Here is a 23,905-nt window from a genome sequence, read left to right as displayed (position 1 = left end):
GGTCGACGCCGGCCACCGGCTGCCGCGACCCCCGGCCTGCGGCATACTGCCATGCAGACCGTCGGTCCCTGCTGCGGCAACATCCCGGGGGCCGAATCCATCCCAACCGGAATGAGGTATCGGACGCCGTGTGCGGACTGCTCGGGTTACTGACCACTGACGGCACCAGCGACGACGCCGTCGCCAGGGTCGACTCCGCGATGCACTGCCTGCGTCATCGCGGACCGGACGAGCACGGCACCTGGCACGACGGCGACCTGGTCTACGGGTTCAACCGGCTGTCGATCATCGACATCGCGCACTCGCACCAGCCGCTGCGGTGGGGCCCGCCGGAGTCCCCGGAGCGCTACGCCCTGACCTTCAACGGTGAGATCTACAACTACGTGGAGCTGCGGGCCGAGCTGGCGGAGAAGTACGGGGCGCAGTTCGCCACCGAGGGGGACAGCGAGACCATCGTCGCCGCGTACCACTACTGGGGCACCGAGGCGGTGCGACGGCTGCGGGGCATGTTCGCGTTCGCGATCTGGGACACCGAGACGCGCGAGCTGTTCCTCGCCCGCGACCCGTTCGGCATCAAGCCGCTGTTCCTCGCCACGGGCACCGGCGGCACCGCGTTCGGCAGCGAGAAGAAGAGCCTGCTCGAGCTGGCCGATCTGATCGGGATCGGCACCGAACTCGACCCCCGCGCCGTCGAGCACTACACGGTGCTGCAGTACGTTCCCGAGCCGGAGACCCTGCACAAGGAGATCCGGCGGCTCGAGTCCGGCTGCTACGCCCGGGTGCGCCCGGGGGGCCGGCCGGAGATCACGCGCTACTTCGAGCCGACGTTCCCGGTCCGGCCCTTTGCCGCAGGCCGCGAGCGCGACCGGTACCGGGAAATCGCCGAGGCGCTCGAGGATTCCGTCGCCAAGCACATGCGTGCCGACGTGACGGTCGGGTCGTTCCTGTCCGGCGGCATCGACTCCACGGCCGTCGCGGCGCTCGCGATGCGGCACAATCCGAACCTGATCACGTTCACCACCGGGTTCGAGCGCGAGGGCTACTCGGAGGTCGACGTGGCGGCCGAGTCCGCCGCCGCGATCGGCGCCCGCCACGTCGTCAAGGTCGTCTCCCCCGCCGAGTTCGCCGCGGCGATCCCCGAGATCGTGTGGTATCTGGACGACCCCGTCGCCGATCCCGCGCTGGTGCCCCTGTGGTTCGTCGCCAAGGAGGCCCGCAAGCACGTGAAGGTGGTGCTCTCCGGGGAAGGTGCCGACGAGCTGTTCGGCGGCTACACCATCTACCGCGAGCCGCTATCGCTGAAGCCGTTCGAGTACCTGCCGAAGCCGTTGCGGCGCGCGGCCGGGAAGCTGTCCGAGCGCATCCCCGAGGGCACCCGCGGCAAGAGCCTGCTGCATCGCGGGTCGATGACCCTCGAGGAGCGGTACTACGGGAACGCCCGCAGCTTCAACGACGCGCAGCTGCGGGCGGTGCTGCGCGACTTCCGTCCGGAATGGACGCATCAGGACGTCACCGCACCGATCTACGCCCGCTCCGCCGGCTGGGATCCCGTCGCGCGGATGCAGCACCTCGACCTGTTCACGTGGCTGCGCGGCGACATCCTCGTCAAGGCCGACAAGATGACGATGGCGAACTCGCTGGAGCTGCGGGTGCCGTTCCTGGATCCCGAGGTCTTCCGCGTCGCCTCGCAGGTGCCGCTGGATCAGAAGATCACGAAGAACACCACCAAGTACGCGCTGCGCCAGGCCCTCGAGGATATCGTCCCGCCGCACGTGCTGCACCGCGCGAAGCTCGGCTTCCCCGTGCCGCTGCGGCACTGGCTGCGCGGCCCGGAGCTGTTCGAGTGGGCCCGCGCCGTGATCGCCGAGTCGGGCACCGAGCACCTGCTGGACAAGGCGGCCGTCGGCCGGATGCTCGACGAGCACCGCGAGGGCCGCGTCGATCACAGCCGCCGGCTGTGGACGGTGCTGGTGTTCATGATCTGGCACGGCATCTTCGTCGAGCAGCGCATCGTGCCGGACATCCAGGAGCCGGCCTACCCCGTCGAGGTGTAGGGCCGCTACGCGGCCGGTGTGTCCTTTGGGCGGTGGGAACCGCCCGAAGGACACACCGGCCGATCACGGCAGGATCGCGGCGATCTCGTCCGCGGCCGTCTGCCCGTACGCGACTGCCAGCCGCTTGACCGCGTCGGGACGGTCGAAGGTCCATTCCTGGGTGCCGGTCGTCTCGAGCACGAGCACCGCGACGAGCGAGCCGAGCTGGGCGGCACGCTCGAGACTGAGGCCCGCGCGGTGTCCCAGCAGGAAGCCCGCCCGGAATGCGTCGCCGACGCCGGTGGGATCCACCTTGGCCCGCTCGGGCACGACGCCGACGTGAATCCGGTGGCCGTCCCGTTCGACGATCTCGACGCCGTGGCCGCCGAGCGTGGTGACGCGCAGACCGACCATTGCGCGGATCTGCTCCTCGGTCAGGCCGGTCTTCTGCTGCAGGAGCCCCCACTCGTACTCGTTGGTGAACAGGTAGGCGGCACCGTCGATCAGCCGGGCCGCCTCGTCGCCGCTCAGACGGGCGAGCTGCTGGGACGGGTCGGCCGCGAACGGCATGCCGAGCTGTCGGCACTCGTCGGTGTGCCGGGCCATCGCCTCCGGGTCGTTCGCGCCGATCAGGACCAGATCGACCCCGTGCGCCCCGGTCACGTCGGCGAGGGAGATGTCCCGGGCCTCGGACATCGCGCCGGGATAGAACGAGGCGATCTGTGCCATCGCCTCGTCGGTCGTGCACACGAAGCGCGCGGTGTGCGCGGTCTGCGACACGTGCACGGGGTCGCAGTTGACGCCGTTGCCCTCGAGCCACGCACGGTACTCGGCGAAGTCGGCGCCGACCGCCCCGACGAGCACCGGCGACCCGCCGAGCACACCCATCGCGTAGGCGATGTTGCCGCCCACGCCGCCGCGACGGACCACCAGGTCGTCGACCAGGAAGCTGAGCGAGATGTGGCTGAGCTGGTCTGCGACGAGCTGCTCGGCGAAGCGTCCGGGGAAACGCATGAGGTGGTCGGTGGCGATGGAACCGGTCACGGCGATGGTCACGTGGCTGGGCCTTTCAGCGAAGGACTGGGACCGATCTCACGCTACCCGCACCCACCCGCACAGCACTGCGGCCCCGACGCGAGTGCGCGTCGGGGCCGCAGTGCGGACCGCGTCCTTCGGACACGGGCGGACTTACGTCAGTTGAACGAATCGCCGCAGGCGCAGGAGCCGGTGGCGTTCGGGTTGTCGATCGTGAAGCCCTGCTTCTCGATCGTGTCGACGAAGTCGATCGACGCGCCTTCGACGTAGGGGGCGCTCATGCGGTCGACGGCGAGAATGACGCCGCCGAAGTCGCGGGTGAGGTCACCGTCGAGCGTCCGGTCGTCGAAGAACAGCTGGTAGCGAAGGCCCGCACACCCACCCGGCTGCACGGCGATGCGCAGCGAGAGGTCGTCGCGGCCCTCCTGGTCGAGCAGCGCCTTCGCCTTGGCGGAGGCGGCCTCGGTCATGGTGACGCCGTGAGTGGCGGTCTCTTCCTGCACAGTCATGGGCGCTCCCTAGTCTTTCGTGTTCCAACCCGGTTGCCTCAACGGTACCGCGCGCGCATCTATTCCTCATGCGCGCCTCGGACCGCACGCGGGCCTGACCGGGGGCGATTTTCCGGCCGGGACGGTTTTCCCATAGCCTGGAGGGGTGAAGTTGCTACGCCGCGGCGGTTCCGACGAATCCGACAACGGGGACCTCGGCGCGTCCGAGTCCGTCGCCGACCCGCAGTCCGAGGGCGGCAAGGGAACGACCGGCAAGGGCCGTCCGACCCCGAAGCGCCGAGAGGCCGAGGCCCGCCGGCGTGGTCCCGTCGCTCCGGCTCCGTTGACCGCCAAGGAAGCCCGGGCGCGCCGCAAGGCCGCCAAGCAGTCCCTCTCCAAGGAGGAGCGCAAGGCGCAGTCCGCGGAGCGCCGCGCCGCCGCCGGCGAGCGCCGCACCCGCATGCTCGCGGGCGAGGAGAAGTACCTGCTGCCGCGCGACAAGGGGCCCGTGCGGGCCTACGTGCGCGACCTGGTGGACAGCCGCCGCAACCTCGTGGGCCTGTTCATGCCCATGGCGCTGGTCCTGATCATGACGATGTTCCTCGGGCCGGTGGTCCAGCAGTACGTGACGCTCGCGATGTTCGCGATGATCGTGCTCATGGTGATCGAGGGGATCTACCTCGGCCGCCTCGTGAACAAGAAGGCCCGGGCCCGCTTCCCCGACACCACGGAGGGCGGCTTCGGCCTGGGGTGGTACGCGTTCGTGCGAGCCTCGCAGATCCGCAAGCTCCGGGCGCCGCTGCCACGAGTTTCCCCCGGCGACGCCGTCTGACCGCGCGGGCCTGCGCACCGGTCAGTGGTGCGGTGCTCGGCGCGCATCGATCGTGCTGCGCACCCAGCCGGCCGACGGGTCGCCGCACAGGGGCGACGACGGATCGTGCGGCCGGAAGTGGTTGTGGCGCCACCAGGCCCGCGTCACCCACCGCGGGGCGGGGCGGGAACGGGCCCGCGCGAGTTCGAGGCCGGCGACGAGCGCGGCCAACACGAGGACGATCACGACGACCTGGCTCATGACGGACAGTCTGTCGCCGGTGCAACGCCCGAGACAGTGGCAGCAAAGCCATCTACCGTCGATTTTCTGCCACGGCGCGGGTTGATAGCGTCCAGCGGTGGCTTCGACCTCCGCCACTTCGTGAAAGGTGCCCCGTGAGCAGCGAATCGGTCCACTCCGCCGACGTCGTCTTCCCGCCCGTCGTCGCCCCCGACCGGGAGGTCCGCCGGCGCGCCGACGCCCGGCAGCGCGATCTCACCAAGCCTGCCGGTTCCCTCGGCCGGCTGGAGGAGCTGGGGTGCTGGGTCGCGTCCTGCCAGGGGCAGGTACCGCCCCACCCGTTCACCCGTCCCCGGGTGGTGGTGTTCGCCGGCGATCACGGTGTGGCCCGCGGCGGTGTCTCGGCGTATCCCCCCGAGGTGACCGCTCAGATGGTCGCCAATTTCCTCGCCGGCGGCGCCGCGGTCAACGTTCTCGCCGCCACCGCCGGCGCCGGGGTCCGGGTGGTGGACATGGCCGTCGACGGGGACACGGATCCGGCGGTTTCCGCACACAAGGTGCGCCGGTCGAGCGGCTCCATCGACCGGGAGGACGCGCTCACCGAGGAAGAGACCCTCCAGGCGATCACCGCCGGGCGAGCCGTCGCCGACGAGGAGGTCGATGCGGGAGCCGACCTGCTCGTCGCGGGTGACATGGGGATCGGCAACACCACCCCCGCGACGGCGCTGATCGCCACGCTCACCGGCACCGAGCCCGTCGCGGCCGTGGGACGCGGCACCGGCATCGACGACGCCGCCTGGATGCGCAAGGTCGCCGCGATCCGCAACGCGATGCGCCGCGCACGGCCCCACGCCCGCAACCCGGTGGCGCTGCTGCGCACCGCGGGAGGCGCCGACCTCGCCGCGATGGCCGGGTACCTCGCGCAGGCGTCGGTACGCCGGACCCCGGTCGTGCTCGACGGGGTCGTCGTCACCGCCGCGGCGCTCGTCGCCGAGGAACTCGCCCCGGGAGCCCGGGACTGGTGGATCGCCGGGCACCGCTCCACCGAACCGGCCCACACGCTGGCCCTGCGGCACCTGAATCTGGATCCCCTCGTCGACCTGGGGATGCGTCTCGGCGAGGGCTCGGGGGCGGTCGCCGCGCTGCCGATCCTGCACGGCGCGGTGGCGGTCCTCACGAACATGGCGACGTTCGCCGAGGCCGGCGTGAGCACCCGCGACGAGGACGCCACGCCGGGCGCCGATCCGCGCGACGACTGATGCGTGGCATCGCCCTGCAGCGACTGATGCGTGGCATCGCCCTGCGGCGACCGATGCGTGGCATCGCCCTCGCCCTCTCCTGGCTCACCGTGCTGCCGGTTCAGGGACCGGGGCGCATCGATCGCGGCGCCGGGGGCGCGGCTATCGCCGCGGCGCCGGTCGCCGGCCTCGTGCTCGGTCTCGGGACCGCAGGCGTGCTGTGGGCGGCGGTCGCCGCCGGCTGCACTCCCCTGCTCGCGGGCCTGATCGGGGTGGGGTTCCTGGGCCTCGCGACGCGCGGCATGCACCTCGACGGCCTGTGCGACACGGCCGACGGGCTCGGCTGCTACGGACCGCCGGAGCGGGCTCGTGAGGTGATGAAGTCGGGCGGCGCCGGACCATTCGGGGTGGCCACCCTGGTGGTCGTGCTCGGTGCGCAGGCCGCCTCGTTCGGGGCGCTCGCCGACGCGCGATCCTGGCCCGCCGTGATCCTCGCCGTCACCGCCGGCCGGGTCGCGGTCGTCCTCGCCTGCCGACGCGGCGTGGCCGCAGCCCCGGGCAGCGGGTTCGGTGCCCTGGTGGCGGGGACACAGCCGCTCGGGGTGGGCGCGCTGTGGGCCGGCGTCGCGCTCGTCGCGGCGGCCTGGTGCGTGCCCGGCTCCTGGTGGGCCGGCCCGGTGACGGTGGCCGTGGCGCTCGGTGCTGCACTGCTACTGGTGCGGCACTGCGTCCGCCGGTTCGGCGGCCTCAACGGCGACGCGCTCGGGGCCGGCCTCGAGACGACGGTGACGATCGTGGCCGCGGCGCTGAGCGCGGCCGTCGCGTAGGCCCGGCCGAGCCGGGCTCAGCGCAGGGTGGTGAGCCAGCCGTGGGTGTCGGCGAACGTCCCCCGCTGGATGCCGGTGAGGGTGTCACGCAGGGCCATGGTGACCTTGCCGGGCTCGCCGTCGGCCACGGTGAACTCGCCGTCCCGGCTCTTGACGGTGCCGACCGGGGTGATGACCGCCGCGGTGCCGCACGCGAAGACCTCGGTGATCTCGCCGGTGGCGACCTTCGACTCCCATTCCTCCACCGAGATCTTGCGCTCCTCCACCTCGAGGCCGGCGTCCCTGGCCAGGGTGAGCAGGGAGTCGCGGGTGATGCCGGGCAGCAGTGAGCCGGACAGCTCCGGCGTCACCAGCCTCGCGTCGGCGCCCGATCCGAAGATGAAGCACAGGTTCATGCCGCCCATCTCCTCGATGTAGCGGCGCTCGACGGCGTCGAGCCACACGACCTGGTCGCAGCCCTGCTCGGTGGCCTGCGCCTGCGCCAGCAGCGACGCGGCATAGTTCCCGGAGAACTTGGCGTCGCCCGTGCCGCCCGGCGCGGCCCGCACGTACTCCTGCGAGATCCACACGCTCACCGGCTTGACGCCGCGGGGGAAGTACGCGCCGGCCGGGGAAGCGATCAGCATGTACCGGTACTGGTTCGCGGGCCGCACGCCGAGACCGGCTTCGGTGGAGAACATGAACGGCCGCAGATACAGCGACTCCTCGCCACCGGCGGCGGGCACCCATTCGTGGTCGGCCTCGACCAGCTCCGCGATCGAACGGACGAACAACTCGTCCGGCAGCTCGGCCATGGCCAGGCGCCGTGAGGACCGGCGCATCCGTTCGGCGTTGGAGTACACGCGGAAGGCCGCGATGCTGCCGTCGGGCTGCCGGTAGACCTTCAGACCCTCGAAGATCGCCTGCCCGTAGTGCAGCACCATCGCGGCCGGGTCGAGCTGCATCGGGCCGTACGGCTGGACGGTGGCGTCGTGCCAGCCGCGGCCCTCGGTGTAGTCGATCGTGACCATGTGATCGGTGAAGTACCGGCCGAACCCCGGATCCGCCAATATCTCTCCACGCCGCTCCGCGGAGGCGGGCGAGGGGTGCGGAACGTGGGCGAATTCGAGGACACCGGTCATGACCGTTGATCCTATCGAACCGCCCGCGCCGCCCTACTTGGTGTGGTCGGGGACGAACGGTGGGACGACCAACCGGGCGCGCAGGGCGCGTCCCCGGACGTCGACCGCGACCTCGTCACCGGCGGCCAGGCCCGCCGCCGTATCGAGGAGCGCCAGCGCGATACCGACCTTGAGCGTCGGGGAGAACGTGCCGGACGTGGTCTCCCCCACCGCGTTTCCGTCGCGCAGCACCTTCAGGTCCGGCCGCAGCACGCCACGGTCGAGCGCCTGCAGCCCCCACAGCCGTCGCGCGGGACCGGACTCCTTCTCCGCGACGAGCGCCGCACGTCCCCGGAACGCCGGCTTGCTCCAGCCCACCGCCCAGCCGCAGCGGGCCTGCAGGGGCGAGATCGCCTCCGACAGCTCGTGCCCGTGCAGCGGGTAGCCCATCTCGGTGCGCAGAGTGTCGCGGGCCCCGAGCCCGGCAACCTGACCGCCGGCGGCACGCACGGCGTCGGCCAGCGCCCGGAACAGCGCCTCGGCGTCGGCCCAGCGCGGCACCAGTTCGAAGCCGCGCTCACCGGTGTAGCCGGTGCGGCACACGCGGACCGGCACGCCGTTCCACTGCGCGTCCACGAAGCTCATGTAGCCGAGGTCGGTGGGCAGCCCCAGCCCCTGCAGGACAGCTTCGGAGGTCGGTCCCTGCACGGCGAATACGCCGTGGTCGCGGTGCTGGTTCGTCACCGTCACGCCCTCGGGCGCGTTCGCGGCGAGGACGGCGACGACCGCGGCGGTGTTCGCGGCGTTCGGCACGAGGAACAGCTCCTCGTCGGAGACGTAGTAGACGATCAGGTCGTCGGTGACACCCCCGGACTCGGTACAGCAGAGGGTGTACTGGGCCTTGCCCGGGCCGATCTTGCGCAGGTCGTTGGTGAGCGTCGAATTGACGTAGTCGGCCGCGCCCGGACCGGCGACGAGGGCCTTGCCCAGATGGCTGACGTCGAACAGGCCCACGTTCTCGCGCACGGCGGTGTGCTCGGCGACGGTGCCGGCGTACGAGACCGGCATCTGCCAGCCACCGAAGGCCGCGAAGGTCGCACCGAGTTCGGTGTGGACGGCGTGGATCGGGCCCTGCAGCAGTGACTGGTCGCTCATGCGCCCCACGCTATCCCACCCCCCGGGATCATTAGCATCGGTGCCACGACCCCCTTCCCCCTAGGAGACGCCCGTGAGTGCCCTTTCGCCCACCCTGCCCGAACTCGTTCTCGCCGGAAGCGTTTCCAAGCGCGCGGACGTCCTCGTCATCGGCCTGACCGCAGGCGACGACGGTCCCGAGGCCCTGCTCGGCAACGGACTGGTCGACGAGGACGTCCTCGGCGGGCTGCTCGACGCCCTGCAGTCCGTCGGCGCCAAGGGCAAGGCCGAGGAGGTCACGCGGATCCCCGCGCCCGCCGCCCTGCCGGTCACCAGCGTGCTCGCCGTCGGGCTCGGCGCCGCCGGCAAGATCGACGCCGAACAGGTGCGCCGCTCCGCCGGCGCCGCGGCGCGCGCCCTCGCCGGCGCCTCCGTGGTCGCGACGACCCTGTCCGCCGTGGATCTCGGGGCCGCCGCGGAGGGCTTCGCGCTCGGCGCGTACACGTTCACCGAGTTCCGCACCGCGAAGTCGAACTCCGGCGACGTGCAGCCCCCCGCCCGGATCGAGCTGCTCGTCGCGTCGCCGCGCGCCCGCGAGGTCAAGGCCGCGCTGGCCCGGGCGACGGCCGTCGCCGAGGCGGTCGCCACCGCCCGCGAGTTCGTCAACACCCCGCCGAGCCACCTGTTCCCGGCCGAGTTCGCCGACCGCGCGCAGGCGCTCGGCGCCGCCGCCGGGCTGCGGGTCGAGGTGCTGGACGAGAAGGCGCTCGAGCAGCAGGGCTACGGCGGCATCGTCGGGGTCGGCAAGGGGTCGTCGCGCCCGCCGCGGCTCGTGCGGCTGAGCTACTCCGCCAAGAAGCGCAAGGCCCCGAAGGTGGCGCTCGTGGGCAAGGGCATCACGTTCGACACCGGCGGCATCTCCATCAAGCCGGCCGCCGGGATGGAGAACATGACGTCCGACATGGGCGGGGCCGCGGCGGTGGTCGCGACGGTCGTGCTCGCCGCGAAGCTCGGGGTGGCGGCAGACGTGACCGCGACGGTGCCGATGGCCGAGAACATGCCGTCCGCGACGGCACAGCGTCCCGGCGACGTGCTCACCCAGTACGGCGGCACCACCGTCGAGGTGATCAACACCGACGCCGAGGGTCGTCTCATCCTTGCCGACGCCATCGTCCGTGCCTGCGAGGACGAGCCCGACTACCTGATCGACACCGCGACGCTCACGGGCGCGCAGATGGTCGCCCTGGGGACGCGGACGCCGGGCGTCATGGGCACCGACGAGTTCCGGGACCGTGTCGCACGGCTCTCGCAGGAGGTGGGCGAGAACGGGTGGGCGATGCCGCTGCCGGCCGAGCTGCGCGCGGACCTGAACTCCCGGGTGGCCGATCTGGCCAACGTCACGCCGCACCGGTGGGGCGGGATGCTCGCCGCCGGCCTGTATCTGAAGGAGTTCGTCGCCGAGGGCGTGCAGTGGGCCCACATCGACGTGGCCGGGCCGGCTTTCAACACCGGAAGCCCGTTCGGCTATGTCGGCAAGGGCGGCACCGGTGTGCCGGTGCGCACGCTGTTCGCCGTCATCGAGGACATCGCGGCCAACGGCTGATCCGTCCGGCGCGTCCCTGCCGGGCGGCAGGGACGCGCGGGCGCGCGTGACCCAACCCTCGTCGAACGCCGCGATTGGATCAGTGCAAGGATGGTCGAGGTCATACCCGGCATCGGGTGTGGTCTCAATCGAACACCGCAAGACACCGCACGAGACCGTGGCCTCGAGCACAATGGTCTGCGACCACACAATGGTCCGCGACCATCGGTCGGCACAACTCAACACACCCGAACACAACCGTCGAGGAGTCAACAGACATGGCCTTCTCCGTCCAGATGCCAGCGCTTGGTGAGAGCGTCACCGAGGGAACTGTCACGCGATGGCTCAAGCAGGAAGGAGACACGGTCGAAGTCGACGAGCCGCTGCTCGAAGTTTCCACGGACAAGGTCGACACCGAGATCCCCTCGCCCGCGGCCGGTGTGCTGGTGAAGATCGTCGCCCAAGAGGACGAGACGGTCGAGATCGGCGGCGAGCTGGCGGTGATCGGTGACTCCGCCGACGACGCGGGATCGTCCACCACCCCTTCTGCCGCCCCGACCGAGGAGGCGGCACCCGAGGAGCAGCCCACCCCCGAGCCCGAGCCCGAGCCCGAGCCGGAACCCGAGCCCGCTCCGGCTCCGTCCGGTTCCGACGCCGGCGCCGGCGCCGCCGAGGGCACCCCGGTCACCATGCCGGCGCTCGGCGAGTCCGTGACCGAGGGCACCGTCACCCGGTGGCTGAAGTCCGTCGGTGACGAGGTCGCGGTCGACGAACCCCTGCTCGAGGTGTCCACCGACAAGGTCGACACGGAGATCCCGTCCCCGGTTGCCGGTGTGCTCCTCGAGATCAACGCCCAGGAGGACGACACCGTCGAGGTCGGTGGGCAGCTCGCGGTGATCGGATCGGGAACCCCGGCCGCGGCACCGTCGAAGCCCGAGCCGAAGCCGGAACCGAAGCCCGAGCCGAAGGCGGAACCGAAGCCCGAGCCGGCGAAGCAGGCGGCCCCCGAGCCGGTGAAGCAGCCCGCCCCCGAGCCGGTGAAGCAGGCCGCTCCGGCCCCCGCTCCGGTCCCCGCGGCCGAGGAGACCTCGGGTGGAGCCACGCCGTACGTGACGCCCCTCGTCCGCAAGCTCGCCGCCGAGCACGGCGTCGACCTGTCGACGGTGTCCGGTACCGGTGTCGGCGGCCGCATCCGCAAGCAGGACGTGCTCGCCGCTGCCGAGGCCGCGAAGGCCCCCGCCGCCCAGGCGCCGGCGCCCGCCGCCAAGGCCCCGGCCGCCGCTCCGGCCGCGACCGCCGGTGTCCGTCCCGAGCTGGCCCACCTGCGTGGCACCACGCAGAAGGTCAACCGGATCCGCCAGATCACCGCGATCAAGACCCGCGAGTCCCTGCAGACCACCGCGCAGCTCACCCAGACCTTCGAGGTCGACGTCACCAAGATCGCGCACCTGCGGGCGCAGGCCAAGGCGACCTTCGCCGAGCGCGAGGGCGTCAACCTGACCTTCCTGCCTTTCTTCGCGAAGGCCGTCGTCGAGGCCCTCAAGGCGCACCCGAACATCAACGCCTCCTACGACGAGGACAAGAAGGAGATCACCTACCACGCGGCCGAGCACCTCGGCATCGCCGTGGACACGGAGCAGGGTCTGCTCTCCCCGGTGATCCACAACGCCGGTGACCTGTCGCTGGCCGGCCTGGCCCGCGCGATCGCGGACATCGCCAAGCGTGCCCGCAGCGGTGGCCTCAAGCCCGACGAGCTGGCCGGGGGCACCTTCACGATCACGAACATCGGCAGCCAGGGCGCCCTGTTCGACACGCCGATCCTGGTGCCGCCGCAGGCGGCGATGCTCGGCACCGGTGCGATCGTCAAGCGACCGGTGGTCGTCACCGACGAGGTGGGCAACGAGTCGATCGGTGTCCGTTCGATGTGCTACCTGCCGCTGACCTACGATCACCGGCTGGTCGACGGCGCGGACGCAGGCCGGTTCCTCACCACGATCAAGCACCGCCTCGAGGAGGCGGCGTTCGAAGCCGACCTGGGTCTGTGACCCACGGGGTGTAGCCCGGCACTCACCGGACCCGCAGCGGGGGCATCGTCACACCGACGAGGCCCCCGCTTCCGCGTTCCGATCCCCGCAGATGCGGGAGAATCTCCGGCATGCGCATCCTCGTGGCCGGCTCGTCGGGGCTGATCGGAACTGCCTCGGTCGCGTGGCTGCGGGCGCACGGCCACGAGGTGCGCCGCCTGGTGCGGCGTCCGCCGGGGGCGCCGGACGAATGGTCCTGGGACCCGCGGACGGGGCGGGTCGATCCCGCGGCGCTCGACCGCGTCGACGCCGTGGTGAACCTGTGCGGGTCGAGCGTGGGTGCGCGGCGCTGGTCGGGCGCGGTGAAGCAGGAACTGCGCGACAGCCGGATCGTCCCCACCGACGTCCTCGCCGCCGCCGTCGCGGCCGCCGGGGTGCCGACGCTGGTCAACGCGGGCGCCGTCGGCTTCTACGGGGACACCGGCGAGACGGTGGTGGACGAACGCAGCCCTGCCGGGCAGGGGTTCGTGGCCGACCTGTGCCGCGACTGGGAGGCCGCGACGGCGCCGGCGCGTGAGGCCGGGGTCCGCACGATCGTTCTCCGCACCGGGATCGTGCTCGCGCCGCACGGGGGCATCCTGCGCCGGCTCGAGCCGCTGTTCCGGCTCGGGCTCGGTTCCCGGCTCGGCGACGGCCGGCAGTACATGTCGTGGGTGGCGCTCGAGGATGCGGTGGCGGCGGTGGGCTTCGTCCTCGGTCGCGGCGACATCGCCGGACCGGTCGATGTCACCGGGCCGGCCCCCGTGACGAATGCCCGGTTCACCGAGGCGCTGGCGCACTCGGTGCACCGGCTCGCGCCGTGGACGACCCCCGGTTTCGTGGTCGCCGCGGTCGCCGGGGAAATGGCGCGCGCACTGGTGCTCACCGGGCAGCGTGCCCTGCCGGCGGTGCTCGAGTCGACGGGCTTCGAGTTCCGGTACCCGACGATCGGTGCCGCCCTGGGAAACGCGCTCGCGTCCTGAAGTCACCTCTTCGCGAGGGCTCGCCGACGGCGTAGGGTCGTGGACTATGAGCAGCGCATCCTCCTCCGCCCGTTTCGATTCCGAACCCGTCGCGGTGGCGCACCTGGGGCTGATCGGTTACCTCGAGGCGTGGGAGCGGCAACGGGAGATCGCCGCCGACCGGGCCGAGGGCCGCGGTGTCGACACCCTGCTGTTGCTCGAGCATCCGCCCGTGTACACCGCCGGTAAGCGCACCGCCCCCGAGGATCGCCCCACCGACGGCACCCCGGTGATCGACGTCGACCGCGGGGGCAAGATCACCTGGCACGGTCCCGGCCAGCTGGTGGGCTACCCGATCATCCGGCTCGGCGAACCCATCGACGTCGTCGGCTACGTGCGACGTCTCGAGCAGGCCCTGATCGACGTCTGCACCGACCTCGGGCTCACGTGCGGCCGCGTGGACGGTCGCTCGGGCGTGTGGCTGCCGGCCGAGCTGCGCGACGGGCACTGGCTGCCCGAGCGCAAGATCGCCGCCATCGGGGTGCGGGTGCAGCGCGGGGTGACGATGCACGGGTTCTCCCTCAACTGCGACGCCACCCTCGACGCGTTCGACTCGATCGTCCCGTGCGGCATCCGCGACGCGGGTGTCACCTCGCTCACGGGTGAGCTCGGACGGGACGTCACCGTCGCCGAGGTGATGCCGGCGGTGACGGCGGCGGTGATCGACGCTCTCGACGGCCGCCTGCCGGTGACGGACCACGACATCGAGCGGGTGACGTTCGAACAGGCCGTCGGTGCCGAGCCGCCGCAGACCCCGCGGCCGGAGTTCACCACGGTGCGGTACGGCTGATCGCCGCCCGCCACGGCCGCGCCCCCAGGGTGGGTCCGGCCGGTACCGGCGGGCGTAGGATCGAGCCCGTGACTGTGGCCCCAGAAGGACGCAAACTGCTGCGGATCGAGACCCGAAACGCGCAGACGCCGATCGAACGCAAGCCGAACTGGATCAAGACCCGGGCGAAGATGGGCCCGGAGTACACCGAGCTGAAGGGACTGGTGCGGCGCGAGGGCCTGCACACGGTCTGCGAGGAAGCCGGTTGTCCGAACATCTACGAATGCTGGGAGGACCGGGAGGCGACGTTCCTCATCGGCGGCGAGCAGTGCACCCGTCGATGCGATTTCTGCCAGATCGACACCGGTAAGCCCGCCGAGCTCGACCGCGACGAGCCGCGCCGCGTCGCCGAGTCGGTGCAGGCGATGGGTCTGCGGTACTCGACGATCACCGGTGTCGCCCGCGACGATCTGCCCGACGGCGGCGCGTGGCTGTACGCCGAGACCGTGCGGCAGATCCACGAGCTCAACCCGGGCACCGGCGTCGAGAACCTCATCCCCGACTTCAACGGCAAGCCCGAACTGCTCACCGAGGTCTTCGAGTCGCGTCCCGAGGTCCTCGCGCACAACGTCGAGACCGTCCCCCGGATCTTCAAGCGCATCCGCCCGGCGTTCCGCTACCAGCGGTCGCTGGACGTGATCACCGCGGCCCGCGAGTTCGGCCTGGTGACCAAGTCCAACCTGATCCTCGGCATGGGTGAGACACCGGAGGAGGTCACCGAGGCGCTGCACGACCTGCACGCCGCCGGCTGCGACATCGTCACCATCACCCAGTACCTGCGTCCGTCGCCGCGGCACCATCCCGTCGAGCGGTGGGTCAAGCCCGAGGAGTTCGTCGCGCACTCGGAGACCGCCGAGGAGATCGGCTTCGCGGGCGTGATGGCCGGGCCGCTGGTCCGGTCCTCGTACCGCGCGGGCCGCCTGTACGCGCAGGCCATGGCACACCACGGTCGCGAATTGCCCGCCGCCCAGGCGCACCTGGCCGAGGGGGGCACAGCGGCCCAGGAAGCCAGCTCCGTGCTCGCTCGCCTCACGCCGTAGCCGTACCGGACCCGCGGTGGTGAAGGGGTCACCGCGGGGAAAGTATCCTGGGTGCATGGCGAAAGGCAGCAAACCCGACAAGGAAGCGAAGGCCGCGGCGAAGGCCGCGCGCAAGCAGGCGTCGAAGGAGCGGCGAACCCAGCTCTGGCAGGCGTTCCAGCTGCAGCGCAAGGAAGACAAGCTGCTGCTGCCGTGGATGATCGGCGCGATCGTCGTCTCCACCCTGGTGTTCTTCCTGATCGGGCTGATCTTCGGTATCGAGTGGTTCCTCCTGCCGGTCGGCCTGCTCGTGGGGGTGCTGCTCGCGTTCGTCATCTTCGGTCGCCGGGTGCAGAAAACGGTCTACGGCAAGGCCGAGGGCCAGGCCGGCGCGGCGGCGTGGGCGCTGGACAACCTGCAGGGCTCCTGGCGCGTCACGCACGCGGTGGCCGGCACCGCGCAGCTCGACGCCGTGCACCGCGTCATCGGCCGCCCGGGCGTGATCCTGGTGGCCGAGGGATCGCCGCAGCGCGTGAAAGCGCTTCTCGCACAGGAGAAGAAGCGGGTGGCGCGCCTCGTCGGCGACACCCCGATCTACGACGTCGTGGTCGGCAACGACGAGGGCCAGGTCCCGCTGTCGCAGCTGCAGAAGCACCTGTCCAAGCTGCCGCGCAACATCGACACCAAGCGGATGGACGCGATCGAGGGCCGGCTGGCCGCCCTGAGCACCAAGAAGACCGGCGCCGCGCTCCCGAAGGGTCCGATGCCGGCCGGCGCGAAGATGCGCAGCGTCCAGCGCACCATGCGCCGCCGCTGAGCCCCGCTCCGACGACGGGAGCCTGCACCCGGATCGACCCGGTGCAGGCTCCCGTTCCGCGTTTCGGGGGCGGGTGCGTCAGCGGGACCGTACGAGGGCCGTGCCGGTCGCCCGGTCCTGCAGGCCGCGGCCGTCGACGTCGGTGACGATCGCCGGCGCGATGAACACGAGCAGCAGCTGCCGCGCCAGGGCGCGAACCGGCCCCACTCGTGCGGGCGCGTCGACCCGGGCGACCTGGAGGCCGACCAGATACTGCCCCGGGGTGAACGAGAACAACGTCACCGTGAGCACCCCCACCACGAACCACACCAGCAGGGTGTAGGTGGACAGCTGAGGGTTCTCGAAGGGACGTTCGCCGACGATCGCGGTGGCGATACCGACGGAGGTGAACCAGTCGATCGCCAGAGCGCTCGCCCGCCGGCCGGTGCCCGCGAGCGCGCCCGGCCCCTCCTGGGGCAGGCCGAGCAACTGCCCGCGGTAGTCCTGGGCCTTTTCCTGCCCCTTGGGGATCGCCGCAGCGGGTCCGGAGAGCCAGCTGCCGGTCATACGTGCCATGCTGTCCAGGATAGGGTGCAACGAGCGGACCGGCCCGACCCCACGTGCACGCCGGTGACTTCTACCACAAAAGTAGTCCTCACGACACCGGAAGACGAGCTGTAACATCGGTGAAACATGGGATTGATGGTCGGGCAACACCAGCTCAATACGGTCTGTATCCGACGCAGACGCCCCATCCCCATGGCGCGCATTGACTGAAGGAGCACAAGCGTGGCGTTCACCTCGGCCGAAGAGGTCATCAAGTACATCGAGGACGAAAACGTCGAGTACGTCGATATCCGATTCAGCGACCTCCCCGGCGTTCAGCAGCACTTCTCGATTCCCGCGAGCGCGTTCACCAAGGACGTGTTCGAGGACGGCTTGGCGTTCGACGGCTCGTCCGTTCGCGGCTTCCAGTCCATCCACGAGTCGGACATGATGCTGCTGCCCGACGTCACCACCGCGCGCATCGATCCCTTCCGGGCCGCCAAGACGCTGAACATCAACTTCTTCGTCCACGACCCGTTCACTCGCGAGTCCTACAGCCGGGACCCGCGCAATGTCGCCCGCAAGGCCGAGGAGTACCTCGTCAGCACCGGCATCGCCGACACCGCGTTCTTCGGTGCCGAGGCCGAGTTCTACATCTTCGACTCGATCCGCTACGACTCGCAGATGAACGGCGCGTTCTACGAGATCGACTCGGTCTCCGGTTCGTGGAACACCGGCGTCGAGCTCAACGCCGACGGCAGCCCCAACCTCGGCTACAAGGTCCGCCCGAAGGGCGGCTACTTCCCCGTCGCACCGTACGACCACTACGTGGACCTGCGCGACGAGATCTCCACCAACCTGCAGAACGCCGGCTTCGAACTCGAGCGCGGCCACCACGAGGTCGGCACCGCCGGTCAGGCCGAGATCAACTACAAGTTCAACACGCTGCTCGGTGCGGCCGACGATCTGCAGCTGTTCAAGTACATCGTCAAGAACACCGCCTGGAAGCACGGCAAGTCCGTGACCTTCATGCCGAAGCCGCTGTTCGGTGACAACGGTTCGGGCATGCACGTGCACCAGTCGCTGTGGAAGGAAGGCAAGCCGCTCTTCCACGACGAGTCCGGCTACGCGGGCCTGTCCGACCTGGCGCGCTGGTACATCGGCGGCATCCTGCACCACGCGCCGTCGCTGCTCGCGTTCACCAACCCGACGATCAACTCGTACCACCGTCTGGTGCCGGGCTACGAGGCTCCGATCAACCTGGTCTACAGCCAGCGCAACCGCTCCGCCGCCGTGCGCATCCCGATCACCGGCAACAACCCGAAGGCCAAGCGCCTCGAGTTCCGCGCCCCGGACTCCTCGGGCAACCCGTACCTCTCGTTCGCCGCGCAGATGCTCGCGGGTCTCGACGGCATCAAGAACAAGATCGAGCCGATGGCCCCGGTCGACAAGGACCTCTACGAGCTCCCGCCGGAGGAGGCCAAGAACATCCCGCAGGCTCCCACCAGCCTCGAATCGGTCATCGACAACCTCGAGCGCGACCACGAGTACCTGACCGAGGGCGGCGTGTTCACCAGCGACCTGATCGAGACCTGGATCTCGATCAAGCGGGAGCAGGAGATCGCTCCGGTCAACCTGCGGCCGCACCCCTACGAGTTCCAGCTGTACTACGACTGCTGAGCCGGTTCCGCACGTAGTTCGTCACGAGTCCACCCGCCTTGCGATTCCGCAAGGCGGGTGGACTCGTGTCTACGGCCTCGTCGGCCGGAGAGCGCGACCTCCCCGCCGCCGGCCGCGCTCGGCGTGCGCCGAATCTGCTATCCGGCGTGCGCCGCGTCCCGCTCGTGCGCGGGCGATCTGTCGCCCGGTTCACCCCCTCGGCGGTGTGCGGTGAACGTGGCGGCGACGCACAGCAGTGCGACGACGAAACACGCCAGCGTGTACCACAGGTTTCCCACCGGATCTCCGGTGCTCGTCACGCCGTCGACGGCACGGAGGAAGTCGGGCAATGCGGTCGCCCAGAGGAACGCCATGACGCACAGGTACACCACGCTGTAGGCCTGGACGAAGCGGTTCGTGTAGGGAGGAACGTCCGGCTCGCCCCGCCGCAGCCGCACCCATCGGCGCACGAGCACCACGCTCGCGACGAGTGTGACGACGACCAGTTCCACCGCGTACAGCACTCCCCGGACCGTCGTGCTTCCCATGCCCAGGACCGTCGCCGGGAGCGGGAGGACGAACGTGCCCAGCGACGCCAGCAGGCCGATCACGACCGTGCGCCACACCAGCTCGAGACCGGAGAAGTGCCGGCCGCGGTCGACGTGGCGACCGACGAAGAACTGCACGCACAACGCGAGTGACATCGGCCAGAGCGCGGCGAACACCACCACACTCGGGAGCGGGACCGCATCGAACATGGGCTGGTTGACCGGATTCGTCACCGACCAGTGCCACCATCGCAACTGCGGTCCGAGGTGGTCGAAGATCTCGTAGAACGCGTGGTGAACGAAGCCCACGCAGACCGCACCGACGAGAACCCCGTAGCGCCGGAAAACGCCCAGCATTCTGACGATCTCGAAGGCCAGCGTGGCCATCAGCGGGTAGATCGCGACGATGTACAGCGGGAGCCGGCCCCACAGGAACTCCACCGTGAACACGTTGTGGGCGAACATCGTGTCCACGTGCTCCTCGATGCCGAATGCGGCGGGGAAGTACAGCGGTGGCTCGATGAGGAACAGGTAGGCGGTGGCGCCGAACCAGAGCACCAGGTTGGTGGGATCGCCGTGGCGACGCAGGCGCACGACGGCGAGCACGAGCGCGAGCACGGCACCGAACACGACGGTGACCTCGAGAACCGGAAGGGTCCAGTTCTCCAGGGCCGACGGGTTGCGGACCTCGACGAGGCCACCGGCCTCCTCGCACGAGAAGCCCAGGGACGTGGCGAGTTCGGCGAAGGTGGGTGAACACAGGTCGGTCATCGCTCCGGCCCCCCTACGATGCGACCGCGTCGGCGGTGTACCAGCGCGTGACGTCGTAGCCGTCCTCGTAGCGCCGGAACCACACGTCCGCGAGTGCCGGCAGCTTCTCGTGGGCCGGGTTGTGCTTCGGCAACTGGCTCCGGACGACTCCCGCCAGGGCGACGAGTTGCTCACCGAGCGGGAGATCGTCGAACGCGCGCGGCAGGGGGCCGTGGTCCTCCGCGTGCAGCAGCGGCAACCACGTGCGCAGGCGCTGCTTGCGCCGGTAGGACGCGAACATCGACAGAGCGTCGATCCTCCGGTCCGCCAAGGGAACATGCTCGTTGAAGCCCTCGCAGGCCAGCCGGATGACCTTCAGCACATGACGGAAGACCGACGGGGCCACGCGCATCCGGTAGATGTCGGAGCCGACGACGGAGTCGAAGACGACGAGCGCCGAACTCCGATGTTCGACCTCCTCGACGAAGTGCCAGATGAACAGCGACGCCACCCGGTCGTCTCCGGGCCGGAACAGGGCCGCCTCGTTGTCGAGCATCAGCTTGAACACCGGAGTGAAGGTCGCTTCGAGATCCGCGGTGTAGGCGAGCCGGTAGTTCAGCGAGGTCTCCGCGGTGAGCCGGTCGAACTCTCCGATGACGTCGTCGAGAGTCTCCCGGAGCCCCGGGTACTGCTTGATCAGGGCCCTGACGTGTTGGCGGTGCGCGGTCGAGTGCTGCCCCTCCTGACGCATGAACGCGTCCGCCTCCGCGGCGACCTCGGGGTCGGTGATCAGCGGCTTGGTCTGGAGAATCATCTTCACGATCATCTTCTCGAAGCCGATCGCCAGGAACGAGACCGCGTTGGCCATGCTCGAGAAGGCCGGATTCGCGTCGTTCCACAGGAAGGGCACGTCGTAGTCCTCGAACGCGAAGTTCATCTTTCGGATCTGCAGATCGGTCACGCGCTACCCCTCGTCGTCCGGAAATGGGCTGGGCCGGGGCCCCGCAGAGGCCCCGCGCCGCGGTGCCGTGATCATACATAGATCGACCAACACGTATGATGAGAACGTGTTATCGAAACCGTGGACGGCCCCGCGGGCGGCGGGCCACCCCGTGCTACCGTCGGTCGTTCGAGCGGACGGCCGACAGGCCCCACCATGCGGAGGGCCCGCCGTTCCGGATGCGGTGCGATCCGAGGAAGCGGAGCAGTGGCACGGAGACGCGGGTGGGGCGGCAGCCCACCGGAGAACGACGACGAAGCGTCCCGCCGGATCGTCTCCGCTGCAGTCGATCTGATCGGGCGTACGGGTTCCGTCATCAGCATCGCCGATGTCGCGGAGTCGCTGGGCGTCATCCGCCAGACGGTGTACCGCTACTTCCCCAGCGCGGATGCACTGATGCGGGCCGCGGCGATCGCATCGGTCGACGGATTCCTCGCTCGACTGACCCGGCACATCCGCGGCATCGAGGATCCCGTCGACGCGATGACCGAAGGCGTGGTCTACACCCTGGCCGAGGTACGCCGGACGCCGCATCTGGGCATCCTGCTCACGGGCACGTACTCGAACGTCCATCCCGACGGCCTCACCTCCGAAGAGGCACGCGAGTTCGGGATGACGATGATCAAGCGTTTCGACGTCGACTGGGAGCGCTACGGGTACGACGACGCGGCACTCCACGAACTCGTCGAATACGTGCTGCGCACGATGCAGTCGTTCTTCGTCTCCCCCGGCAACCCCCCGCGGAGCGACGACGAGCTGCGGCGCTATCTCCGACGCTGGATGGGCGCCGCGATCCTCGCCCAGTGCCCGACCGCGGCACGCGCCTCCTCCGGCGGCGTCCGAGACGACAGCGCGTGACGGGAACCGGCCCGGACCGGCGATCCCGGTGCGCCCGCCGGTGCCGATCGCCGCGCTAGACCGGCTCGGGCTCGCGGACGACCTGCGGCGTCTCCGCCCGCTCGGCCGCCTCGGCCCGCAGCCGCTGCCCGAGCACCGACTTGCGCCGACCGTAGACGAAGTAGATCACCACGCCCAGGGCCATCCAGGCCACGAACCGCATCCACGTCTCGACGGACAGGTTGAGCATCAGCCAGCCGCACGCGAGGACCGCGAGGATCGGCACCAGCGGCACGAGCGGCACCCGGAACCCGCGCGGCAGGTCGGGGCGGGTCCGGCGGAGCACCATCACGCCGATGCACACCAGCACGAAGGCGAACAGCGTGCCGATGTTGACCATCTCCTCGAGCACACCCATCGGGAACACCGCGGCGAGGACGGCGACGATGCCGCCGACCAGCAGGGTGATGCGTACCGGGGTGCCCTTACGGCCCGTCGTGGCCAGCTGCCGCGGCATCAGCCCGTCCCGGGACATCGCGAACAGCACGCGGGTCTGGCCGAGCATCATCACCATCACGACCGTGGTGAGGCCGGCGAGGCCGCCGACGTTGATCGCCATCTGCGCCCACGTGATGCCGTGCGCCTCGAACGCGGTGGCCAGCGTGGCGCTGCCGTCGCCGACGAGCGCGCTGCCCGTCCGCAGGTCGGTGTACTTCACCATGCCGGTCAGCACCAGCGTGACGCCCACGTAGAGGACCGTGACGATGGCGAGCGAGGCGAAGATGCCGCGCGGCAGCGCCTTCTGCGGGTTCTTCGTCTCCTCCGCGGTGGTGGCGACCACGTCGAATCCGATGAATGCGAAGAACACCAGGCTCGCGGCGGCGAGCAGGCCGTACCATCCGTAGCTGCTGCCGTCGGCTCCGGTGAGCGCCGAGAACAGCGACTGGTGCACGCCGCTCGCGGTGCTCTGCGCCCCCTCGGCCGGCGGGATGTAGGGCGAGTAGTTGCTCTTGTCGATGTAGAAGACGCCGACCACGATGACCAGCAGGACGACCGCAACCTTGATGGCGGTGACGACGGCCGACACCCGCGAGGACACCTTGGTGCCGACGACGAGCACGACCGTGATCGCGCCGACGATGAGCAGCGCCCCCCAGTCGACCGCAAGCGGCCCGAGATGCATCGTGGTGTGCCCGCTGCCGCCGAGCATGCCACCGAGGTACAGCGACCAGCCCTTGGCGACGACGGCGGAGGCGAGCGCGAACTCGAGGATCAGGTCCCAGCCGATGATCCAGGCGACGAACTCACCGAAGGTGGCGTACGAGAAGGTGTAGGCGCTGCCGGCGACGGGGACGGTCGACGCGAATTCGGCGTAACACAGGGCAGCGAGACCACACGTGATCGCGGCGAGCACGAATGCCAGCGAGATCGACGGGCCGGCGACGTTGCCCGCGGTGCGTGCGGTGAGGGTGAAGATGCCGGCGCCGATCACCACGGCGACGCCGAACACGGTCAGGTCTTTGGCGGTCAGCTCTCTTCGCAGCCGCGAACAGGGTTCGTCGGTGTCCGCGATCGACTGTTCGACGGATTTGGTGCGCCAGATGCCGACTCCGGGCATGGTGTGCTCCTCGGGATGGGATTGTGGGCCCGCCGGACCTCGTGGGCGACCGGGGGCGTGACACTCGCAGGCGACGCATTGTGGTGCCGCAGAGCGGGATTGCGTGAGCAATTCAGTGCAGCAATCATGGCACTGTCACAATTCGTGTCAATATCTTCCGCACCAGCTATTCACAATGCTCAAATGTGATGCGCATCACAACAGAAAGGGTGTCACCGTGCTCAGTTTCGATCGGCTCGACGCGGCTCTTCTCGCCGAGCTCACCCACAACCCGCGGGCCGGCATCGTCGATCTGGCAGCGAAGCTCGGCGTCGCGCGCAACACCGTCCAGTCGCGGATCCGGAAGCTCGAGGAGTCCGGCGCCGTGACGGGATACCGGCCGGTGGTGGATCTGCCGAAGCTCGGCCTGCCGCTGCAGGCGTTCATCGGCGCAGAACTGGTGCAGGCCCGGATGGGTCACGTCATCGCGGAGCTCGAGCGGTTCCCCGAGGTGCTCGAGGTGCACGCGACGACGGGCCGGGAGGACCTGCTGATCCGGATGGCGGCGCAGTCGCAGGAGGATCTGCTCCTGCAGCTCGAACGAATCCATGCGATCGAGGGCGTCGCGCACACCACGACCACGCTGGCGCTGACGACGCCGGTGCCGTACCGGACGCAGCCCCTGCTCGAACACCTCACCCGCGACTCCGGGCACGGGCGCTCCGCGCCGGTGAGCGACCGGCACTGAGGG

The 23,905-nt window shown here is 70.2% G+C and carries 22 protein-coding genes; 13 read left to right on the top strand and 9 right to left on the bottom strand.

All coding sequences use genetic code 11. The features are described from left to right. The first annotated feature begins 128 nt into the window (after positions 1 to 128). Positions 129 to 2,054 carry an asparagine synthase (glutamine-hydrolyzing) gene (gene asnB / locus OCS65_RS13340; RefSeq protein WP_050035371.1) on the top strand — a complete coding sequence of 642 codons (1,926 nt, stop codon included), beginning with the start codon at positions 129 to 131 and terminating at the stop codon, positions 2,052 to 2,054. A 63-nt stretch (positions 2,055 to 2,117) separates the two neighbouring features. Here the strand turns inward: asnB and OCS65_RS13335 are convergent, their stop codons facing one another. Then, on the bottom strand, positions 2,118 to 3,089 hold the full coding sequence (locus OCS65_RS13335; protein ID WP_006947778.1) for a carbohydrate kinase family protein: 972 nt from the start codon (positions 3,087 to 3,089) through the stop codon (positions 2,118 to 2,120). Positions 3,090 to 3,226: 137 nt separating this feature from the next. Further along, entirely contained in the window at positions 3,227 to 3,577 is a 351-nt protein-coding gene (locus OCS65_RS13330) for a HesB/IscA family protein (RefSeq protein WP_029544238.1), read from the bottom strand. Between the two features lie 145 nt (positions 3,578 to 3,722). Here OCS65_RS13330 and OCS65_RS13325 point away from each other — a divergent pair, with 145 nt between their 5' ends. Further along, positions 3,723 to 4,388, top strand: a complete 666-nt coding sequence (locus OCS65_RS13325; protein ID WP_006947776.1) for a DUF3043 domain-containing protein — start codon at positions 3,723 to 3,725, stop codon at positions 4,386 to 4,388. A gap of 21 nt (positions 4,389 to 4,409) precedes the next feature. Here the strand turns inward: OCS65_RS13325 and OCS65_RS13320 are convergent, their stop codons facing one another. Then, entirely contained in the window at positions 4,410 to 4,628 is a 219-nt protein-coding gene (locus OCS65_RS13320) for a hypothetical protein (protein WP_006947775.1), read from the bottom strand. A 134-nt stretch (positions 4,629 to 4,762) separates the two neighbouring features. Between OCS65_RS13320 and cobT the strand changes: the two genes are divergently transcribed. Together cobT and OCS65_RS13310 are read left to right on the top strand one after the other, a co-directional pair. Continuing rightward, positions 4,763 to 5,866, top strand: coding sequence for a nicotinate-nucleotide--dimethylbenzimidazole phosphoribosyltransferase (cobT, locus tag OCS65_RS13315; protein ID WP_050035372.1), 1,104 nt, complete (start codon positions 4,763 to 4,765; stop codon positions 5,864 to 5,866). A gap of 53 nt (positions 5,867 to 5,919) precedes the next feature. Next, positions 5,920 to 6,672 carry an adenosylcobinamide-GDP ribazoletransferase gene (locus OCS65_RS13310; protein WP_006947773.1) on the top strand — a complete coding sequence of 251 codons (753 nt, stop codon included), beginning with the start codon at positions 5,920 to 5,922 and terminating at the stop codon, positions 6,670 to 6,672. A 17-nt stretch (positions 6,673 to 6,689) separates the two neighbouring features. Here OCS65_RS13310 and OCS65_RS13305 read toward each other — a convergent pair whose 3' ends face one another. Continuing rightward, entirely contained in the window at positions 6,690 to 7,793 is a 1,104-nt protein-coding gene (locus OCS65_RS13305) for a branched-chain amino acid aminotransferase (RefSeq protein ID WP_029544241.1), read from the bottom strand. Between the two features lie 33 nt (positions 7,794 to 7,826). After that, complete coding sequence (gcvT, locus tag OCS65_RS13300; RefSeq protein WP_168579755.1) at positions 7,827 to 8,927, bottom strand: glycine cleavage system aminomethyltransferase GcvT; 1,101 nt, start codon at positions 8,925 to 8,927, stop codon at positions 7,827 to 7,829. 73 nt (positions 8,928 to 9,000) lie between these two features. On the opposite strand from gcvT, the gene OCS65_RS13295 reads away from it, so the two are divergent. From OCS65_RS13295 to OCS65_RS13270, 6 genes are all read left to right on the top strand, one after another. Next, the gene (locus OCS65_RS13295; protein ID WP_065922485.1) at positions 9,001 to 10,509 is read left to right on the top strand and encodes a leucyl aminopeptidase; all 1,509 of its coding nucleotides are present in this window, start codon (positions 9,001 to 9,003) and stop codon (positions 10,507 to 10,509) included. 257 nt (positions 10,510 to 10,766) lie between these two features. Further along, positions 10,767 to 12,533, top strand: a complete 1,767-nt coding sequence (gene sucB / locus OCS65_RS13290; protein ID WP_263510331.1) for a 2-oxoglutarate dehydrogenase, E2 component, dihydrolipoamide succinyltransferase — start codon at positions 10,767 to 10,769, stop codon at positions 12,531 to 12,533. A gap of 110 nt (positions 12,534 to 12,643) precedes the next feature. Continuing rightward, positions 12,644 to 13,534, top strand: a complete 891-nt coding sequence (locus OCS65_RS13285) for a TIGR01777 family oxidoreductase (RefSeq protein ID WP_231772744.1) — start codon at positions 12,644 to 12,646, stop codon at positions 13,532 to 13,534. A gap of 46 nt (positions 13,535 to 13,580) precedes the next feature. Beyond that, on the top strand, positions 13,581 to 14,363 hold the full coding sequence (lipB, locus tag OCS65_RS13280) for a lipoyl(octanoyl) transferase LipB (RefSeq protein WP_263510330.1): 783 nt from the start codon (positions 13,581 to 13,583) through the stop codon (positions 14,361 to 14,363). A 68-nt stretch (positions 14,364 to 14,431) separates the two neighbouring features. Beyond that, positions 14,432 to 15,442, top strand: a complete 1,011-nt coding sequence (gene lipA / locus OCS65_RS13275) for a lipoyl synthase (protein ID WP_006947766.1) — start codon at positions 14,432 to 14,434, stop codon at positions 15,440 to 15,442. Between the two features lie 55 nt (positions 15,443 to 15,497). Next, positions 15,498 to 16,238 carry a DUF4191 domain-containing protein gene (locus OCS65_RS13270; RefSeq protein ID WP_029544250.1) on the top strand — a complete coding sequence of 247 codons (741 nt, stop codon included), beginning with the start codon at positions 15,498 to 15,500 and terminating at the stop codon, positions 16,236 to 16,238. A gap of 78 nt (positions 16,239 to 16,316) precedes the next feature. Here OCS65_RS13270 and OCS65_RS13265 read toward each other — a convergent pair whose 3' ends face one another. Further along, positions 16,317 to 16,793, bottom strand: a complete 477-nt coding sequence (locus OCS65_RS13265) for an RDD family protein (protein WP_029544252.1) — start codon at positions 16,791 to 16,793, stop codon at positions 16,317 to 16,319. Between the two features lie 213 nt (positions 16,794 to 17,006). On the opposite strand from OCS65_RS13265, the gene glnA reads away from it, so the two are divergent. Beyond that, on the top strand, positions 17,007 to 18,443 hold the full coding sequence (glnA, locus tag OCS65_RS13260; RefSeq protein ID WP_006947761.1) for a type I glutamate--ammonia ligase: 1,437 nt from the start codon (positions 17,007 to 17,009) through the stop codon (positions 18,441 to 18,443). 137 nt (positions 18,444 to 18,580) lie between these two features. Here glnA and OCS65_RS13255 read toward each other — a convergent pair whose 3' ends face one another. After that, positions 18,581 to 19,741: a hypothetical protein gene (locus OCS65_RS13255; protein ID WP_029544255.1), complete on the bottom strand. Its 1,161-nt coding sequence runs from the start codon at positions 19,739 to 19,741 to the stop codon at positions 18,581 to 18,583. Between the two features lie 13 nt (positions 19,742 to 19,754). Then, a complete protein-coding gene (locus OCS65_RS13250; protein ID WP_006947759.1) occupies positions 19,755 to 20,681 on the bottom strand; it encodes a metal-dependent hydrolase in 927 nt (308 codons plus the stop codon). Between the two features lie 246 nt (positions 20,682 to 20,927). On the opposite strand from OCS65_RS13250, the gene OCS65_RS13245 reads away from it, so the two are divergent. Then, positions 20,928 to 21,578: a TetR/AcrR family transcriptional regulator gene (locus OCS65_RS13245; protein WP_006947757.1), complete on the top strand. Its 651-nt coding sequence runs from the start codon at positions 20,928 to 20,930 to the stop codon at positions 21,576 to 21,578. A gap of 55 nt (positions 21,579 to 21,633) precedes the next feature. Here OCS65_RS13245 and OCS65_RS13240 read toward each other — a convergent pair whose 3' ends face one another. Continuing rightward, positions 21,634 to 23,175, bottom strand: a complete 1,542-nt coding sequence (locus OCS65_RS13240) for an amino acid permease (protein WP_006947747.1) — start codon at positions 23,173 to 23,175, stop codon at positions 21,634 to 21,636. 217 nt (positions 23,176 to 23,392) lie between these two features. On the opposite strand from OCS65_RS13240, the gene OCS65_RS13235 reads away from it, so the two are divergent. Beyond that, on the top strand, positions 23,393 to 23,902 hold the full coding sequence (locus OCS65_RS13235; protein ID WP_006947744.1) for an Lrp/AsnC family transcriptional regulator: 510 nt from the start codon (positions 23,393 to 23,395) through the stop codon (positions 23,900 to 23,902). The last annotated feature ends 3 nt before the right edge of the window (positions 23,903 to 23,905 follow it).

This window comes from Rhodococcus aetherivorans, assembly GCF_025722975.1.
In the GTDB taxonomy this organism is placed as follows: Bacteria; Actinomycetota; Actinomycetes; order Mycobacteriales; family Mycobacteriaceae; genus Rhodococcus; species Rhodococcus aetherivorans.
The sequence above is the reverse complement of the archived record's forward strand: the minus strand, read 5'-3'. Positions and strand labels throughout refer to the sequence as shown.

Excerpts from the sequence above, each read along its gene's own strand:
- lipB (WP_263510330.1), top strand. The coding sequence starts at position 13,581 with ATGAGCAGCGCATCCTCCTCCGCCCGTTTCGATTCCGAACCCGTCGCG.
- OCS65_RS13255 (WP_029544255.1), bottom strand. The coding sequence starts at position 19,741 with ATGACCGACCTGTGTTCACCCACCTTCGCCGAACTCGCCACGTCCCTG.
- OCS65_RS13305 (WP_029544241.1), bottom strand. The coding sequence starts at position 7,793 with ATGACCGGTGTCCTCGAATTCGCCCACGTTCCGCACCCCTCGCCCGCC.
- OCS65_RS13265 (WP_029544252.1), bottom strand. The coding sequence starts at position 16,793 with ATGGCACGTATGACCGGCAGCTGGCTCTCCGGACCCGCTGCGGCGATC.
- OCS65_RS13320 (WP_006947775.1), bottom strand. The coding sequence starts at position 4,628 with ATGAGCCAGGTCGTCGTGATCGTCCTCGTGTTGGCCGCGCTCGTCGCC.
- sucB (WP_263510331.1), top strand. The coding sequence starts at position 10,767 with ATGGCCTTCTCCGTCCAGATGCCAGCGCTTGGTGAGAGCGTCACCGAG.
- OCS65_RS13240 (WP_006947747.1), bottom strand. The coding sequence starts at position 23,175 with ATGCCCGGAGTCGGCATCTGGCGCACCAAATCCGTCGAACAGTCGATC.
- gcvT (WP_168579755.1), bottom strand. The coding sequence starts at position 8,927 with ATGAGCGACCAGTCACTGCTGCAGGGCCCGATCCACGCCGTCCACACC.
- OCS65_RS13285 (WP_231772744.1), top strand. The coding sequence starts at position 12,644 with ATGCGCATCCTCGTGGCCGGCTCGTCGGGGCTGATCGGAACTGCCTCG.
- OCS65_RS13270 (WP_029544250.1), top strand. The coding sequence starts at position 15,498 with ATGGCGAAAGGCAGCAAACCCGACAAGGAAGCGAAGGCCGCGGCGAAG.
- OCS65_RS13330 (WP_029544238.1), bottom strand. The coding sequence starts at position 3,577 with ATGACTGTGCAGGAAGAGACCGCCACTCACGGCGTCACCATGACCGAG.
- OCS65_RS13310 (WP_006947773.1), top strand. The coding sequence starts at position 5,920 with ATGCGTGGCATCGCCCTCGCCCTCTCCTGGCTCACCGTGCTGCCGGTT.